Consider the following 16,995-nt stretch of genomic DNA (forward strand, 5'->3'; position numbering starts at 1 on the left):
GACTTCGGAAGCATACGCTTCTCACAGCAGCAGCAGTGCCGGTTTCTCTACATAGGCTTTGATTTTTTGCATAAATTGCGCTGCAACCGTTCCATCCACTGCTCTATGGTCAGCGGTCAGGCTGATGTTCATCAAGGGTCGGATGACAACTTCTCCATTGACTGCGACCGGAGTATTCACTATGGCATTGACGCCCAGAATAGCAACCTCAGGTTGATTGATAATCGGTGTGAAGGACTCCATTCCATACATTCCCAGATTGGTAATGGTAAAGGTGCCTCCCGTCATCTGCTCGGAGGTCAAGCTGTTATTTCTGGCTCCTGCCGCCAGCCGTTTCACTTCCTGCGATATTTCTGCCAGCCCTTTTTGCGCGGGATTCTTGACCACAGGAACAACTAGTCCTTCATCCAGTCCCACGGCTACGCCGATGTTGGCATAATTTCTCATGACAAGCTCGGTTCCCTCAATGGAGCAGTTCAGAAGTGGAAACTCCAGCAGGGACCTGGCTACAATACTGACCAGTAAATCTGTATAAGTAACCTTGAGCGTCTCCTTCAGCTGCTGTCTCAGCGCACCCAGGGCCGTTGTATCCAGCTTCATATTGTAGGTCACAGTCGGAGAAACCGCCTGGCTTTCCAGCATTCGTTTGGCGATGATTTTGCGCATGCTGTTCATCGGCACACGTTTGACTTCCTGCACGGCGGCCTGTACTGCGGTCTGTACCGCTGTCTGATTGGAGGCTGCTGCGAAGGAGCGGATGTCTTCCTTCATAATTCTCCCTTCTTTATGGAGCCCGGAAAGATCAATTCCAAGCGCCGCCGCTTCCTTAGCCGCCGCCGGAGATATTTTCAATTTATCTACGGATCTGCTGCCGCCTTCTGCGGCATACTTACGTACATCCCCTTCGGTAATTCTGCCCTGCGGCCCGCTCCCTTTCACCTGCTGCAGATCAACGGACAACAACCCGGCTGTCTTCTTCGCATACGGCGAAGCCTTGATTCTGCCCCCGGCAGCATGAAGCGACGTTTCACTGGAATCTGACGTAGCTACTCCGGTATCAGCCAGAGCTCTGCCCTGTTCAGGAGCGGGAACTGCCGGCATCCCGCCCCCACCGAGCAGAGCGGAAATATCCTCACTGGCATTGCCTATGACAGCAACCGGCTGGAAGATCTCAACAGTGCCTTCCTCTACAATGATTTTCCGCAGTACACCACCAACCTTTGCTTCAACTTCATTGGAGATTTTGTCGGTCTCCACATCAAATAGGATTTCCCCTTGGGCCACGGTGTCCCCTTCAGCTTTTCGCCAATTGGAGATTGTCCCCTCGGTCATAGTGAGCCCTAATTTGGGCATAACGATAAGTTCAGCCATTGTACACCTCCGCAAGTTTGCTTACTGACATTTCCTGAGCCTGATTAGAACATGCTCTTGATGCCCTGAATAATATCATCCGTATTTGGCAGAACATAGGCTTCCAGCGCCGGAGAATAAGGGACGGGAGTATTAAGTGCACCGATTCGCACAACAGGAGCATCCAGCTCGTCAAAACACAGCTCGGAGATCATGGCGGACAGTTCACCCCCGAACCCGCCCCGCTTCACTTCTTCGGTTACAACAAGCGCCCGGTGCGTTTTGGCGACTGAGGCGAAGATCGCTTCCTGGTCAAGCGGATAAAGCGAGCGCAGATCAATTACCTCTGCTTCGATTCCCTCTTTCGCCAGAGCTTTTGCAGCACTAAGCGCATCATCCACTTGCTTGCCATACGTAATAATGGAAACGTCGCTTCCTTCCCGCTTGATGCTGGCTACGCCAAAAGGAATCGCGGCAACCTTCTCGTCCACCTCATATTTCTTGGAATACAGAACCTTGCTCTCGATATACACCACCGGATTGTCATCTTCAATCGCAGTCAGCATCATCCCCCAGGCATCCTGGGCGTTGGAAGGATAGACCACCTTAAGTCCCGGAACATGCGTCACCCAGGCCTCCAGTGATCCGGAGTGCTGTGCCCCCGCACTGATTCCACCGCCTGCCGGCAGCCGCAGTACGAGCGGCACGGAGATTTTGCCGCCGAACATGTATCGCATCTTCGCAGCCTGATTCACCAGTCCGTCCATGCCGAAGGTCAGAAAGTCAATGAACATCAGCTCGGCAACAGGTCTCAGCCCTGTTGCTGCTGCTCCTACGGAAGCTCCGACAATAATTCCTTCGGAAATCGGGGTATCCCGTACCCGCTCTTCACCGAATTGCTCCCAGAGCCCCTTTGTTACCCCGAAGGTTCCTCCGTACGGCCCGACATCCTCCCCAAGCAATACCACATTCGGGTCCTCCAGCATTTTGCTGCGCATACCTTCACGGATTCCTTCACCATAGGTCATTTTTCTCATCTGCTGCGCGCCTCCTCAACGATATCGGAATAAATACCTTGAACCGAAGATTCCAGAGCCGGAGAATCGCTGGCAAAAGCGAAATCAAGCGCCTCCTGAATCTCCCCGTCAACCTCATCCCCGATCTGTTTCAACTCATCTGTCGTCATTAGCTTGTGCTCCATAAGGTACTCCTCAAATCTGGGAATAGGATCCTTTAGCAGCCAGGCCTCTACTTCTTCCTTCGGTCGGTATGCTCCCGGATCACCTTCAAAGTGTCCGTGCTGTCTGTATGTTTTGAATTCCAGCAAGGTAGGACCTTCACCATTTCTCGCCCGCTGTACCGCCTCTTGCACATGTTCATACACCGTAACCACATCGTTGCCGTCGGCCGTAAGGGAAGGCATGCAATAGCCCTCGGCACGTTTGGCAATATCCTTGATCGTCTGATGTCTGGCCTGGCTGACCGATATCCCATACAGATTGTTCTCACATATAAAAATTACTGGCAGCTTCCATAAACTCGCTAAATTCATCGCTTCATGAAATGTGCTCTGATTCGTGGAAGCATCTCCGAAAAAGCACACGCTGACCTGATCGCTTCCTCTATAATGAGCGCTCCAAGCCGCCCCGGTTGCAATCAGATGGCCTGCACCAACAATTCCATTGGCACCCAAAATGCCCAGCTCCGCATCTGCAATATGCATCGAACCGCCTTTGCCTTTACAGTATCCGGTTTCTTTGCCGAACAGCTCTGCCATCATATATTTCAGATTCCCGCCCTTGGCCACGATATGCCCATGCCCCCGGTGGGTACTCGTAATATAATCGTCATCCCGCAGATTGGCGCATGCCCCGACGGCTATTGCTTCTTCCCCGATGTACAGATGAACAAAGCCCGGTATTTTTCCTTCAGCAAAAAAGGTGGATGCAGTCTTTTCAAATTTCCGGATACTCAACATCTTCCGGTACATCCCGCCAAGCAATTCTTTTGAAATATGCAAGTGAATCCCTCCTCTTGATTTGGCCTTCACCTATATACAGAGCAAATTTCGTGCCAACTTTGCAGAATTCTCTATTTTTATTTTTCCAGGCCGGTTTCCTTGAATTATAGCTGTCAGACGGGTTATCCAGTCGAATGAACGGCGGCAGCAAAAAAACACCCTTTCCCAAAAAGGGAAAAGGAGTGTTTGAGATTTTCCCTTTTTGGGAAGTTTCCCGGAATGGGAATATAGATGAGTTAACCAAAAGCTTCCGCTTATAACATCAAACGAGTATATACTATGAAACATGGACTTGTTTTTGTAGTTAGATCAGGATTTTATTTGACTCACATATGCTCCGATAACAACATCTTGCGAAAGATCCAATAGCCTGCCATTTATCGTTACATTCTCAAACCTCACGTTCTCTACCCTGCGGATTTCATCATAGCCTGCTATATGGGATGGATTAGTGCTGCTGCCGGAATAGCATATATTTCGGAATAGAATATTCCGGATGATCTTACCGGGAGCTGGATTGTATTTGAGGTTCTGAAGCACTCTCACGTTAAACAACTCTCCGAGTTCAAAAGGTTCAATGCGTATATCCTCGTAAGTAACATTCTGTACCGTGTTATTGTCACCCGCATTGATCGCCAGACATCCCCAATAGTCCGGCTGAGGCTCGTGATGTTCAAGGATATCAATATCGTGGAATAGAATATCTTCAATCACATCCCCATTGCCTTCATGGTTGCCGTGCGTCCCAATATTGGCCGGATGGGCAACATCCGCCCAAAGAATCGAACGGGTAACGGCAACTCTGCGGGTATCGCCCTGGTAATCGCCGCGCGAAGCATAGATGGCGATACAATCATCTGAGGTGCGGAGAAATACACTGTCGATCTTCACATCCGTGCAAGCCATCATATCTATGCCGTCAGACCAGCCGCGGGTACTGAAGGTTTTGATATTCCGGATGTCGATTCGCTCTGATTGTCCCAGCAGAACCGTATAATGGGGCGGATCAATAACCGTAATGCCTTCAATGGAGATGTTCCGGGAATAGCTGATTTCCACACCGCGGTAATAGGTCGTCTTCTCGAAATCCGACATATACAGAACCCCCCTGCCGCAAATCTGCACATCATGGACATGACTGCAAATAAAACCGCCATAAACCACGGCCCCGCCCGCGATATAAATCACTGTATTGGAAGGTAATTCAAGCCGGGCTGAATCCAGGCGGTGAATGCCGGGTGCAAAATAAACCACCTTGGGTTTCTCATCTGCAGGCAAACTGGCCAGGGTCTCCTGGATTTCTGCCGTGACATGGGTTCCCGGTTCCAGAGTAAGCACTTCCGAACCGGCGATAGCCGGGATATTCTCATCCAATGGATTGGCGAAAATATGCAGGTTGTGGAACCGTTCCCCGTCCGCTTCCAAGGATAGCTGCCGCGGGCCATCCAGCCGGAGCAGTATCACATTCCTTTCGCATTCACAGTTTATATCCGCTGATAGAGGACGTACAACAGCTTCCTTAACGATTCCGTCATTCTTCACAATCTCCAGTTCCACCGGCCCGGAACAATCAAACGAGACCATGGAGGCATTGCGCACTTCATGCATATCGACCTTCACATTGTGGCAGAACAAGGGCTGCCATTCCCCCTGCGGCCTGCGGACCTTCACCGAGAAATCCGGGTTTCCAGCGGCACCTTCCGGCACCGGATATACTACCAGCTCTGTATTTGCTTCCTGCATGATGTTAGACTCCCTCCGGCATAATGAGGAGACCGGCATAGAAGCGGGCACGTTCTCCGTGTACCGCTTAAGCCGGTCTTCCGTTGCTCACACTATATAGATTGAACTGAGAGGTTTAGAGTAAAGGGTCAGTCGCAACTGCGGGGAATGTTTGGACTTCCGGCCGCTGTTGTCTTCGGATTTCTTGATTTAGACTGCTGTACGCGGTTGAAATCCGAAGACAAAGGCGGTCGCTATCGCTCCTCCAGTTCCAAACTTCCCCTCCGTCGCTCCGCTCCCTTTCCTCAAGTTTTAAGTTCAATCTATATAAGTTCATTTTATTTACTGCGTTCCTCATAAATCTTTTGTGCTTCATCAAGTTCCGTCTGGCCGCCGGAATTGAGCCACTGGGACCGGAAATCATCAAAGTCTTTATCCGTATTGGATTCGCCGGAGATGGCCTTGATATAATACTGCGCCTGAAGTGTATTCAGGATGGCCTCATACTGCGCTTTTGTTGTCATCACCGTTGACTGCATCAGATCGGTTAGGACCGTCAGTCCCTCCACATTTGTCAGTTTTTCCTTGTAAGTAAGCTTTTCCGGGGAATAGTGGTGCTTCATCATCGAATTGACCTTGCCGCCAAAAGGATTGTAGAAGCCGGTACCTAACTCACTCATTAATTCCGTTCCCGTTGCCGCTTCTGTAATTACTGCCAGATCACCTTCCAGATTATAAGAGTTTCCTTTTTCTCCAAAGGCTGTGGTCAGATAACCTTCATCATCGCTAGTGACATATTCAAGAATCTGCAAAATTCTGATCCGTTTGGCTTCATCCTTCTCAAGCTGTGCGCCGAATAACAGCGGCGGCTGCAATGCTCCGTTTGCCATGGCATATTTCTTGCCATCCGGACCGGTGAACGGGACCCCTGGAACCAGTTCAATGCCCTTATCCTTAGAGACCAGGCCAAAGTAACCGTCATCATATAAATGATGCCACATTCCGGTCTCGATAAGTCCGGTGCGCAGGCTGATGAATTTGGTTTGAATTTCGCCGTTGCCGTCCGTAATAAACTCGGGGTCGATAATCCCTGCTTTATACCATTTATTCAGCAGCTTCAGCGCATTGCGTGCTTCCTCCGTAACCGCACCATAGGTCACTTTGCCATCGGCGTCCAGTTTAAACTGGTAAGGAGCAACACCGTAAGCCGCGAACACTGTATTGAACAGCTGTGCCTGGGCATCCTTGCCGCGTCCTGTTAGGCCATACGTGTCTTTTTTGCCGTTTCCGTCAGGATCATTATTCGTGAATTTGGTCAGAACATCTTCAAGCTCCGTAAGATCTTTGGGCGGCTCGTTGTATCCTACGGCCTTCAGCCATTGTCCGTTGAAGGCGGGAACAAAGCCCGTTGCACCTTCGCCCCATACCTTTGGCACACCCCAGTTTTTCCCGTTGTAACTGCCAGGGTCCCAGGCGTTGGGATCAACGCTCTCCACATCCGCCGTATATTTAGGCATGTATTGCTTAATCTCCTCTTTGGAAATGCTGGCAAGGATGCCCTGATCCGCCCATTGCACCATATCGCCTACAGTGCCGTCCACGGATATAATGTCGGGGATTTCACCGGAGGCCAGCATTACGTTAAATTGTTCTTTCCAGGTTGCCGTCTCAAAGGTAACATTCTTAAACTTGACATTAAATTTCTGCTCCAGAAACTTCTGGACATAATTGTTGTCCGCTTTCGGTTTGTTCCAGTTGTTGGCGAGTGTAATTTCAATCGGTGCTTCTTTGCCGGCATTTGCGGCTTCTCCTGCATTGTTTTCTTTAGCCGCCTTGTTGTTCCCATTGCTGCTGCAACCGCTCACAATCAGCGATACTGACATGGCCAGCCCCAGCATACCGGTGACAAGCTTCTTTTTATTCATTTCTAATAGCCTCCCTTTTGATCGTTAGCAATTTTATAATTTCATCAAACCGCCGTGAAAGACAGCTTGAGCAAACACCGGTTAACCTTTAAGCGATCCCACCATGGTTCCTTTGACAAAATACTTTTGCAGGAACGGATAGACAATAATGATCGGCAGCGCCGTGAACATCAGGGTGGCCGCTTTAATCGGCTCTCCATAACCCAGTTCAGAGCCCTTAACATCGTTCGCAAACAGGGAGAGATTCTCTCCCGTGATAACCACCCGTCTCAGGAAGGTCTGCAGCACCTGCTTGGAGGGGTCCTGTATGTAGAGAACCGCGTCAAACCAGGCGTTCCAATGTCCCACCGCCGACCATAGCGACAATGTCGCAATGACGGGCAGCGATAACGGCAGCACAAGCTGAAACAGAATGCGCAGATCATTGGCACCATCAATTTTAGCCGAATCCTCAAGCTCGTCGGGAATCTCCTGAAAGAAATTGCGCAGAATGAGCATCGAGAAGGTACTGATGAGACCAGGAATAATATAGACCAGGCGCGAATCCAGCAGTCCCAGGGACTTGATCAGGAAATACGAAGGAATCATCCCTCCGCTGAAAAACATCGTGAACACAATAATCATTGTGTACACATTGCGGTGCGGCAAGTATTTACGGGAGAGCGGGTAAGCACCAAATGACATGAACAAGATGGAACAAATGGTGCCAACTACGGTACGAAAAAGTGTGTTTCCAAACCCCGTCCAGATATCAGGATTGCCCAGCACTTTCTCCCAGGCGAATAATGAGACCTTCTGCGGGTACAAATGGATTCCCAGTCTCAAAGCTTCCGCCGGTGTGCTGAACGATATGGAAAGCATATGGACGAATGGATACAACATGACGATACATAAGATGATCATAAAAGTAATTAAACAGGCCTGAAAAAGGGTACTACCCAAACTATGTTTCACTGTCTTATCCTCCTATCCGGTTTTTCCGTTTAAAAGATGCCTTGCTGTCCCAGCTTTTTAGAAACAAAGTTCGTAGTCAACACCAGAGCAAAAGCGATCACATTCTTGAACAAGCCGACCGCCGTCGTCAGGCTGAACTGGAAGTTCTGCAAGCCAACCCTGTAAACATAGGTGTCCAGAATATCTGCCACACTATAGGTCGCAGGTGAATAGAGGTTAAGAATCTGATCAAATCCGGCATCCAGCACACTGCCAATCCGCAGAATAAACATTAGGATAATGACCGGTAAAATCGTCGGAAGTGTAATACTGAGGGTCTGCCTCCAGCGGCTGGCTCCGTCCATGACGGCAGCTTCGTACATTTCGGGCTGTATTCCGGCGAGCGCGGCCAAATAAATGATCGTCCCCCAGCCCACTTCTTTCCATATCCCCGAGGTTACCAGCGTGAAGCGGAAATAATTAGGATTGCCCAGGAAATAAATCGGCTCTAGTCCTACAAGCTGCAGCAGGTAATTCACTACACCGCTCGACGGGGACAGCAAGGTGATCAGAATTCCCGAGAGAATGACCCAGGAAAAAAAATGCGGCAGATACGTCAGCGACTGCGCAACCCTTTTGAAGCTGCTTGAGCGGATCTCGTTGATCAGCAGCGCGAGTATAATCGGTGCGGGAAAGCCGAAGGCAATATGCAGAAAACTGATCGTAACCGTATTCTTCAAAATCCGCAGAAAATCAGGGGACTGAAAGAACAGGAACTCGAAATGTTTGAGGCCGACCCACGGGCTGCCCCAGATGCCATCCATAATCCTAAAATCCTTAAAAGCCAGTTGAATACCGTACATCGGGGCGTAGGCAAACACTGCGTACCAAATCATCACCGGAGCGAGCAGCAGAAACAAGTATCTGCATTTTTTGTACTCTCTCCAGGTTGCTGCAATTCTCGACGGCCGGGCAGGGTACAATCTCTTCCCTCCGTCAATTTCCGGACGATTCACCGGGTTCATGTTGACTGCTCCTTTCCAAAATCCAAAATCCCTCAAACCACATTCCCATCTTAGGGTCCTGAAAGCGCTTTTTCCATTGCAACTTCATTCGAATCTTTATAAAATCTTTCACTTCTGCCCTTAAAGGCATAAAAAAGGCCGTTGACTGGAAAGCATAACCAGATGCTCCAGCCAACAGCCCTATCATCATCTTATTTTAACTTATCATTCTCTTACTATTCGTTCTCTAAAAACAAGGTATCGAGGGCCGCCAGCTGCGAGTTCCGGTATTGGACGGGCGTGACACCAAAACGCGTCTTAAATTTGCTGTGAAAATACTGGGGATTACGATACCCGACCTGCGAGGCGATCACCGACACCGAAAGGCGGGGCTGGCAACGCAGCAGATCCGCAGCTTTTTCCAGACGCAGCCGGGTTACATACTCCGTAAAAGACTCCTTTGTCCCCTCACTGAACAGTGTGGAAATATAAGCTGGAGCAAGTGATACTTCCTTTGAAAGGATCTGCAGGGATAAATCCTCGTGTAAATGGTCTTCAATGTAATTCTTCAGGGTACGGATCAGATCCGTATGCGCATGGTTACCCGAATATTTCAGATGCTCGGTAATCTGCATGGACAGCACCCGTATCCCTTCAACCGTACCGGTGAGCGTGTCTTTCTTTAATTCATCAAAGATATTCGAGTGCGGCAGAAAGTGCTGCAGCTTAAGCTCAATTACGGATTGATACAACTGCATAATCAGCTGAAGCAAGGCCAGTTCCACCGCCTCAATCTGCAGCTTGCTTTCCTGGAGAGTCTGCAGAAAATGATCAAGGAAGCTGTTCACGCTATCCTCGTCTCCCGCCTGCAGCGCATTTTTGAAATGATCGTAAGGAAACAGATGAGGCGCCGTATTCAGCTCAACGATACTGGAATAGGCAACAATGGAATCCTTCCCGTATAAAAAATGATATCGGTCCGCCTGTTTGGCCATCTGGTAGGAGTCGGCGATTTCCTCCGGGTTGTTCACTATCGTACCGATGGCTGCCCCGAAGCTTGACGCTTGCTCTGAAGACTGAGTTTGCTGCAGATCGGCAAATATAACCCTTTCCTGTTCCGGCTCAGCCCGCGGAATATAATAAATAATAGCCGCTTCCTGCTCATTCAAGGCGACAACTACGCTAGGCAAGCAGTGGTCCATCCGCTCATATTGGCTTTTAAAACCTTCAGTTCCCTCTTCAAGGTTATTCAGATAAACTGTGCAATAGCTGTAATCCAGCCTGATGAAGGACTCTACCTCCATTTCCAGGTTTACCCCGAGCAGCAGATTTTTCAAATCATTTTTTCTGGCCTGTGTTTCCAGATTCACTATTTTCTCTTCCAATAAATTAAAGGTGCTGCCAATAAACGCATATTCATTGCCCCATAACGTGACAGAACCCGGCGACTGCAACCCTTTAATCTGCATTACCAGTTTTTTCACCGGAATATACAATTGCTTGGAGAAAAAAAATGACATTAAAAGACCAAATAGCACGACCGCCCCGCAGCTGATGAAAAGGCTTTCCTTCAACTGTTCGGAAGAAAGTACAAAAGAATTCATCGGGCGGTACATCGCATATGTCCAGTCATGCGCCGAATGGGCCGGCTCTAGATACGAAAGGACGGCTTTGCCTTCTGACTCCTCGGTGATCTGTTTGCCGTTCCGCCGGTTTTGAATCGTTTCCTTCAGCAATCCGCCTAAAGCTTCATCATACTCCCCCGTATGAAGAACGGCCTGCCCGGAAGGGCTAAAGATATACAGCCGGTCAGCCGCAGAACTGAGCATTTGGGCTGCCGCCGTCTGAAGATACTCCATGCCTACATCGATAAAAAAGTACCCCATGGTCGGCACACCCGGTGTCTCATAAGGCAGTTTAATCACGTAGGTCATGACCTGACTTCCATCCGCCAATGTCCGGAACAGCCATTCTTTAGGCTTCACCCTGTTCAGCTTTAAGATAAACGCCGCTTCCTCCGAATTCTCAGTCTTCATATAAAATTGACTGGAATCCACCACATAATTATTGGCCGGAAAATAAACGGTGACATTGCTGAGCCCTTCATTTTCGATCCTGTAAAAATCCAGATCCTGCCGAAAGGAAGCGATACGGCTTAAATTCCCCTCCCAGCTCTTGTTGAGCAGCAGATTCAAATTGAAATTTTCCTGGATAAACCGGATGGAGAGCGCTTTGTTTTGCAGATTATCTTCGTATTTCTTAAGTACTGTCTGTTCGATATAATCCTTAGCGGAATTCAGCCGGTTCTGATTGTCTTTAACAATCTCATCCTCCATGATTCCGTTGGTTTGGGTATACCAATACCCTCCCATGATGCCGATCAGTACAACAGACAGGATCGTATAAGACATGATAAACCGTATAAAAATGGTTTTTTTATATTCGGGCATATACATCATCCCCCCTCTTTGTCTCACTCATCGCTTTACACTTTCCATTATAAATGCGATTCAGGTCTCCTTTTACACAAAGTGTCAGGCACTGCTCCGGACAAAAATGATAGCGTTAACAATAATCTGCTGGTAATGAACTGTTCTTACGGCTTAACCTATCAAAATCATCCTCCAAACACCAGTGTAAAATCTTTAAATTCATTCCATTTTCTTTAAAACACCAAGTAGAAACGGTCGCCGTCCTCAAAAGGACAGTATCCGTTTCAGCGGGAAATAGAAGGATGATTTATAGCGTGAAGCATATAAATTTTTATATTTTAAAAAAAGTCCCGCAGCTACGCTAATAGCCCGGGACCACCTTTAATTTTGTCTCGCGTTGATCTAAACCAGATTCCAGAACATTGCCGTATTCGCTGCGGTAATCATGGTGAACAGAATGGTGTTCAAGAAGGAGGCCAGCCACACATTGTTGGTCTTCTCAAAAATCTTCCGGGCATATACAGCAGCTATTAGGAGAAGCGGCACCATGGCGAACAGCAGAATACCGTTTAAGGATTGCCCTGGATAAAGTGCAACACCCGTAATGAAATCTTTGCCATATTGAGCTGCCATCCAAAGAATAAGTCCGCCCACATTCAGAATAATGGATAGCAGATATCCCCTTCTTTGCCCTCTTGTATTGGCATTTAGTGCAACAACACTGACAAAGTAGTAAATAAAGAAAAACGGCATATACCGAAGCCCGGTGATCAAATGCTCGATTTCAAAGGTACGTACAGCAAAGGTCCAAAGACGGAAATCTGTGCCAGCTACTGCCTGCACGGCGAACAGCAGCAGATAACCAACGAACACAGCTGCAATGGCAGTGCACAAGCTGGCGATGATGGTAATAGAGTTCAGATGGATCCCATAGCTGCTGAATTTCGTACCCGCCTGCTTTTTCGAGAAATAGTAGAACGCACAGGTTATAAAGGCAATAATGAGACCGGAGACAAGCGCCCAATATCCAATCTGATTTGTTGTAGGTTCGTTAAAGTAAGAACTGGTCGAGAGAATACGACTTGATTTTTCAAAGACGATCCACAAACCCAGCGAAATTACCGCCAGCAACGCACTTCCTATGCCTATGTTTTTCATTTTGGCGCGGACATCCGGGTTCGCCTTCTGGCTGTTGGCCAGAATAAAGCCTGCGGCCGCTGCGGCCAAACAAATGATTAGCAGGATCATGGAAATTACACTCAGAACATTCAGTCCATCCGCTTGCTTATCCATTAACGTAGGGAACAATATGGCCGGAAACAACGTCGAGAACACAATGGCTGCCCAATAGGCGATTCTCTGCATCCCGGTTGAAGGCGCGCTTACCGTGGTTGTGGAAGCCGTGACCGAACGCTTCAGGAATGGAGCTTTCAGCAGCAAGCTGATCAAGGGAACCAGTAGCAGAAAGAAGCCCACCAATGCTATAGCATTGCCCGTTTCTTTCATCCACCAGATTTGATTGCCTGAACCAAGATCAGCGTTTGTCTGGTTGGGTGAGGTCACACCTTTAAAGGCATGGGCATAAAAATCAATAAAGCTGGCGGTTGCAGTTTTGGAAAAATGGTTCCACGGGTGAGTCTGGCTAGGTGTAAATAAGATATGCTCACCGCTCTGCGCTGGACGAACGACCTTATCTTCAAGCTTCAATTCTCCAGATTCTACAGTGTAGAACTTTCCCGTCTCTGCAGCCGGATTGTCCGCGGCAAGTCCAAGGAATCCTTTGCCCGAGATCGTTGCCGCAAAATCCTTTTCCGTAACGGTCCCCTGTACTTTCTTCTCGGTGGCACTCTTTTCAGCATCCGACTTATTGAAGAAGAACTCATCATATTTCCCCGCAATCATGCCTACCGTCCGGCTGCCAAAAGCAGCTTGAATCTGATCCTGAGGAGCAACCGCGGAGGCGTAAGAGAAATCGGCACCCGCAGAAATCCCGGCATAAATCATGCGCTGTCCGGTCTGTAGCGAGGTCAGTTCATCCATGTACATAGCTACCAATGAGGAGAATCCGCCCATCGAATGGCCGCTGACCGCGACATAAGCGTTACCCTTATCATCTTTTTTGGTGTAATCCTGTTCAAAAATGTACTTGGACGCGTCAAATTGGGAATAAACCCAGAAGGTGCCGAATAAGTCCTTCACGGGGATGTCACTTTCCCAGCGCGAATCACCGTGATCATACATATCAAGCGCCAGGACAATATAACCCCGTCTGGACATTTCGATCGCCGGAGCATCCTGCATTTCTTTAGTATTCAGATAGCCATGTGTCGTTATGATTACCGGCCTGGGATCCTCTGCACCAGCCCCATCGGGTGTATAGAGCAGCCCGGAAAGTGTACCATGATCACCCTTGAATTTAATTTCTTTCACGTTCACCGAGTAAAATGAAGTGTTAAACATATTGGCGATCAGACTTCCAAGAATGATCAGACTCAAGGCTAAGGCCAGCAAGCCCTGTGGTTTTTTGAATTGCGAAACCATTTTACTCATTATAGATAGCTCCTTTGTCTTGAACTTATGGGGTTACATCATCACAGCCCCTTAAATGTAAGCGTTATCAATACTCGTAATAGGTATAGCAGCGCTAAGAGATCTAACGCTGATACCTTTTGAGAACGTGATCTTTTTATTTCAATTGATCCGAAAGCTCCTTAAAAATAACCCCAAGCGCATAGGCACCCGCATCCGGATATCCAATGCTTCTTTCGCCAACAGTGCCTGCGCGTCCCATACGTGCCACAATAGCTTCTGTCTTTTTGGCTCCTTCAATGGCTGCATCGGCCCCCTTCACAAAAGCGGTTTTGAAATCATCTCCGGCCTGACTGCTCTTCGACCAGGAATCTGCACAAGGCACAAGAGCGTCGATCAAGGTTTTGTCCCCCACCACGGCTCCACGCCCGAATGAACGTTCACCGACTGTTTGTATGCCTTGTACAGCGGCCTGCATCATGTCAGCAAATTCAGAAACACTTATTTCTGTTTTCGCACCAACAGCCTTACCCGCTGAACGGAATGCAGAACCCCAGATCGGTCCGGAAGCCCCTCCGCAATATTCCATAATAACCAGTGAACAAGCATTCATAAAGCTTCCTATGTCCGCTTGGCTATGTGCCAGAATATCTTTCCACTCCCGCTTCAACTGCCGGAATCCTTTGGCAATACTCATCCCGAAATCGCCATCACCCGCATGTGAATCCAGTTCACAGAACGGAACTTCATTTCTAATAATGATTTCGCTCATCTTGTCTAACAGATAGACGAAATTATGGAGTGTAAAGGTATCGCCATTGATCTTGGCATATGCTTCAGGTGTTTCTGTCCCAAAGGATACGGATGATTCTGTGAGATTGTCCTGGGCAATATCAACATACGGAACGCTTTCCGTAGGCCCTGAAACTTTGAAGGCAGGGGTATCGCTTTCCTTGAATAAGAGCATTTTCAGTTCTTCGTCCAATTTCATAAGGGTGATGGAGGCTCCGGCCATATCAATGCTTGTCATATAGTTTCCGACGAAGGTTTTACAAATCTTAATATTTTTCTTCTCTGCTAATTCCCGGGTCACGGCGTTATTTAACAGATACAGCTCCAGCAGCGGAGTTCCCCCAAATCCGTTAACGAGTAGTGCAATCTCGGAAGAAGCTTCGCCCCCGATCTTTAAATCCGCTAAAAGTGCCTCCACCATACGTTTTGCCAGACTATCGGCAGTTGCTATTTTTTCGCGGCGGATTCCCGGCTCCCCATGAATGCCGACGCCATATTCCAGCTCATCCTCAGCAATTTCGAAGGTGGGGGTTCCCTTGGCAGGAACCGTACATGAGGTTAATCCGAAACCGATGCTGCGGACATTTGCAGCCGCTTTCTCCGCAGCGGCTTTCACCTGCGCCAGACTCCAGCCCTCTTCTGCCGCCGCCCCGGCAATTTTATGCACCAGTACAGTTCCGGCTACTCCCCGGCGCCCTACCGTATATAAACTGTCCTGTACCGAAATATCATCTTCTACCCGGACATAATCGACTTCAATCCCGTCTTCTTCAGCCAAAAAAGCTGCGTTCTTGAAATTCATCATATCACCGCTGTAATTCTTTATAATCATCAAGGTACCCTTTTTGCTGGCGGTTGCCTGAATGGCCTGATATACCTGGATCTGGGACGGGGAGGCGAAAATATCTCCGCATACCGCCGCATCCAGCATGCCTTTCCCCACATATCCTGCATGTGCAGGCTCATGTCCGCTGCCACCGCCACTAATCAGGCTGACCTTATTTTCATTGATTTCTTTTTTCTTAATGATTTTATACTTCCTCACAAATTCAAGCTCCGGATGAGCCATGGCAATGCCATTGCACATTTCAATGACCGTGTTCTCCGGCTGATTGATGATCTTCTTCATGGATTAGGCCTCCCGGGCTGTTTTGTAGTTTTGGCCAATTCTGTCTGCCGCGGCAATCGCAGCTGCAACTTCCTTTACAGTGATAGGGAACGGCATCGCATGAATGGATTCTTCAGGAATGCAGGCTTTTTCAGCGACTTGAAGCAGTTCCTCAGCTGTAATATGATCTACGCCGATATCCGCCAGGCACACAGGCAACCCTACCTCCAGACAAAAATCCAGAACCTGATGCAATTCCTCCGTCGGGGCATTCTCCAGCACCAGTTGGGCAAGTGTGCCGAAGGCAACCTTTTCTCCGTGATAGTAAGAATGTGTTCCTTCCAGAATCGTTAAACCATCATGGATCGCGTGTGCGCCGCCCAAGCCTGCGCTTTCAAAACCAAGACCCGACAATAAAATATTAGTCTCCACGATATTCTCCAGCGCCTGTGTAACCACATTACTATCACTGGCTATCTTCGCTTTCGCCCCGTCTTTAAGCAGCATTTCATAACATAGGGTTGCGAGGGCGAGCGCTGCGTTCGTTCCTACAGCAGGGGCACAGTAGCCTTCTCTTGAGCCCATGGGCAGACTGGCGTTCACTCTCGAATAAGACTTGGAGGTCGCTCTTGCTTCAAAATAGGTGGACAAAGCGTCCCCCATCCCTGCCACAAGAAAGCGTGTAGGCGCATTGGCTATCACCGTCGTATCTACCAAAACAACACTTGGACTTTGCTTGAAATAGGCATAATCATCAAAAGCCCCCTCCGGTGTATACAGCACGGCTGAATGGCTGGTAGGTGCATCGGTAGCAGCAATCGTCGGGCAAATGATCAGAGCTTCTCCCTGAGCGACGCATTTGGCCGCATCAATCGCTTTGCCTCCGCCCAGGCCGATTGTGCAGGTACAGCCCTTCTCTGTCGCAATAGCCTGTAATCTGGTGACTTCCTGACGTGAGCACTCTCCCTTAAAACCGCTTTCAACAAAGGTGATGTTAAACTTCTTAGACGTAGCATCGAGCTTATCCTTTACCCGTTTCACATCATCCGGATGGGCAATCAACAAAGCGGAGGAACCAAATGAAGTTACAAAGTAGCCAAGATTTAATAACTCGTCTTCACCTTGAACATATTTAGTTGGACTAATGAATGCTTTTCTCATGAATCTAACGCCTCCTGTT

11 protein-coding genes are annotated in these 16,995 nt (G+C 48.6%); all 11 read right to left on the bottom strand.

Going from position 1 to position 16,995, the window contains the following annotated elements:
- Nucleotides 1-21: 21 nt before the first annotated feature.
- The 11 genes from NST99_RS24540 to NST99_RS24590 all read right to left on the bottom strand — a co-directional run bounded on the left by NST99_RS24540 (nt 22) and on the right by NST99_RS24590 (nt 16,976).
- Complete coding sequence (locus NST99_RS24540) at nt 22-1,371, bottom strand: dihydrolipoamide acetyltransferase family protein (RefSeq protein WP_341095073.1); 1,350 nt, start codon at nt 1,369-1,371, stop codon at nt 22-24.
- Between the two features lie 44 nt (nt 1,372-1,415).
- Nucleotides 1,416-2,387, bottom strand: a complete 972-nt coding sequence (locus NST99_RS24545) for an alpha-ketoacid dehydrogenase subunit beta (RefSeq protein ID WP_341095075.1) — start codon at nt 2,385-2,387, stop codon at nt 1,416-1,418.
- Nucleotides 2,384-3,340 carry a thiamine pyrophosphate-dependent dehydrogenase E1 component subunit alpha gene (locus NST99_RS24550; protein WP_445745043.1) on the bottom strand — a complete coding sequence of 319 codons (957 nt, stop codon included), beginning with the start codon at nt 3,338-3,340 and terminating at the stop codon, nt 2,384-2,386. Before NST99_RS24550 ends, NST99_RS24545 begins: the two co-directional genes overlap by 4 nt.
- A 339-nt stretch (nt 3,341-3,679) precedes the next feature.
- Nucleotides 3,680-5,113, bottom strand: a complete 1,434-nt coding sequence (locus NST99_RS24555) for a glycosyl hydrolase family 28 protein (protein WP_341095078.1) — start codon at nt 5,111-5,113, stop codon at nt 3,680-3,682.
- Nucleotides 5,114-5,430: 317 nt separating this feature from the next.
- On the bottom strand, nt 5,431-7,017 hold the full coding sequence (locus NST99_RS24560; protein WP_341095080.1) for an extracellular solute-binding protein: 1,587 nt from the start codon (nt 7,015-7,017) through the stop codon (nt 5,431-5,433).
- Between the two features lie 81 nt (nt 7,018-7,098).
- Nucleotides 7,099-7,971 carry a carbohydrate ABC transporter permease gene (locus NST99_RS24565; RefSeq protein ID WP_341095082.1) on the bottom strand — a complete coding sequence of 291 codons (873 nt, stop codon included), beginning with the start codon at nt 7,969-7,971 and terminating at the stop codon, nt 7,099-7,101.
- A gap of 29 nt (nt 7,972-8,000) precedes the next feature.
- Nucleotides 8,001-8,975: an ABC transporter permease gene (locus NST99_RS24570; RefSeq protein ID WP_341095084.1), complete on the bottom strand. Its 975-nt coding sequence runs from the start codon at nt 8,973-8,975 to the stop codon at nt 8,001-8,003.
- Nucleotides 8,976-9,190: 215 nt separating this feature from the next.
- Nucleotides 9,191-11,365, bottom strand: a complete 2,175-nt coding sequence (locus tag NST99_RS24575; RefSeq protein ID WP_341095086.1) for a helix-turn-helix domain-containing protein — start codon at nt 11,363-11,365, stop codon at nt 9,191-9,193.
- A gap of 423 nt (nt 11,366-11,788) precedes the next feature.
- Nucleotides 11,789-13,936 (bottom strand): alpha/beta hydrolase family protein, encoded by a 2,148-nt coding sequence (locus NST99_RS24580; protein ID WP_341095087.1) that lies wholly within the window; start codon nt 13,934-13,936, stop codon nt 11,789-11,791.
- Between the two features lie 136 nt (nt 13,937-14,072).
- Nucleotides 14,073-15,836 carry a dihydroxyacetone kinase subunit DhaK gene (gene dhaK / locus NST99_RS24585; RefSeq protein WP_341095088.1) on the bottom strand — a complete coding sequence of 588 codons (1,764 nt, stop codon included), beginning with the start codon at nt 15,834-15,836 and terminating at the stop codon, nt 14,073-14,075.
- Nucleotides 15,837-15,839: 3 nt separating this feature from the next.
- On the bottom strand, nt 15,840-16,976 hold the full coding sequence (locus tag NST99_RS24590; RefSeq protein WP_341095089.1) for a glycerol dehydrogenase: 1,137 nt from the start codon (nt 16,974-16,976) through the stop codon (nt 15,840-15,842).
- Nucleotides 16,977-16,995: the final 19 nt, after the last annotated feature.

Origin of the sequence: Paenibacillus sp. FSL L8-0470 (assembly GCF_038008625.1) — a bacterium.
Lineage (GTDB): Bacteria > Bacillota > Bacilli > Paenibacillales > Paenibacillaceae > Paenibacillus_AQ.

What these genes read in the sequence shown, in the direction of transcription:
- NST99_RS24580 (WP_341095087.1), bottom strand. Translation starts at nt 13,936, where the DNA reads ATGAGTAAAATGGTTTCGCAATTCAAAAAACCACAGGGCTTGCTGGCC.
- NST99_RS24545 (WP_341095075.1), bottom strand. Translation starts at nt 2,387, where the DNA reads ATGAGAAAAATGACCTATGGTGAAGGAATCCGTGAAGGTATGCGCAGC.
- NST99_RS24560 (WP_341095080.1), bottom strand. Translation starts at nt 7,017, where the DNA reads ATGAATAAAAAGAAGCTTGTCACCGGTATGCTGGGGCTGGCCATGTCA.
- NST99_RS24555 (WP_341095078.1), bottom strand. Translation starts at nt 5,113, where the DNA reads ATGCAGGAAGCAAATACAGAGCTGGTAGTATATCCGGTGCCGGAAGGT.
- NST99_RS24570 (WP_341095084.1), bottom strand. Translation starts at nt 8,975, where the DNA reads ATGAACCCGGTGAATCGTCCGGAAATTGACGGAGGGAAGAGATTGTAC.
- NST99_RS24575 (WP_341095086.1), bottom strand. Translation starts at nt 11,365, where the DNA reads ATGTCTTATACGATCCTGTCTGTTGTACTGATCGGCATCATGGGAGGG.
- dhaK (WP_341095088.1), bottom strand. Translation starts at nt 15,836, where the DNA reads ATGAAGAAGATCATCAATCAGCCGGAGAACACGGTCATTGAAATGTGC.
- NST99_RS24540 (WP_341095073.1), bottom strand. Translation starts at nt 1,371, where the DNA reads ATGGCTGAACTTATCGTTATGCCCAAATTAGGGCTCACTATGACCGAG.
- NST99_RS24550 (WP_445745043.1), bottom strand. Translation starts at nt 3,340, where the DNA reads ATGTACCGGAAGATGTTGAGTATCCGGAAATTTGAAAAGACTGCATCC.
- NST99_RS24590 (WP_341095089.1), bottom strand. Translation starts at nt 16,976, where the DNA reads ATGAGAAAAGCATTCATTAGTCCAACTAAATATGTTCAAGGTGAAGAC.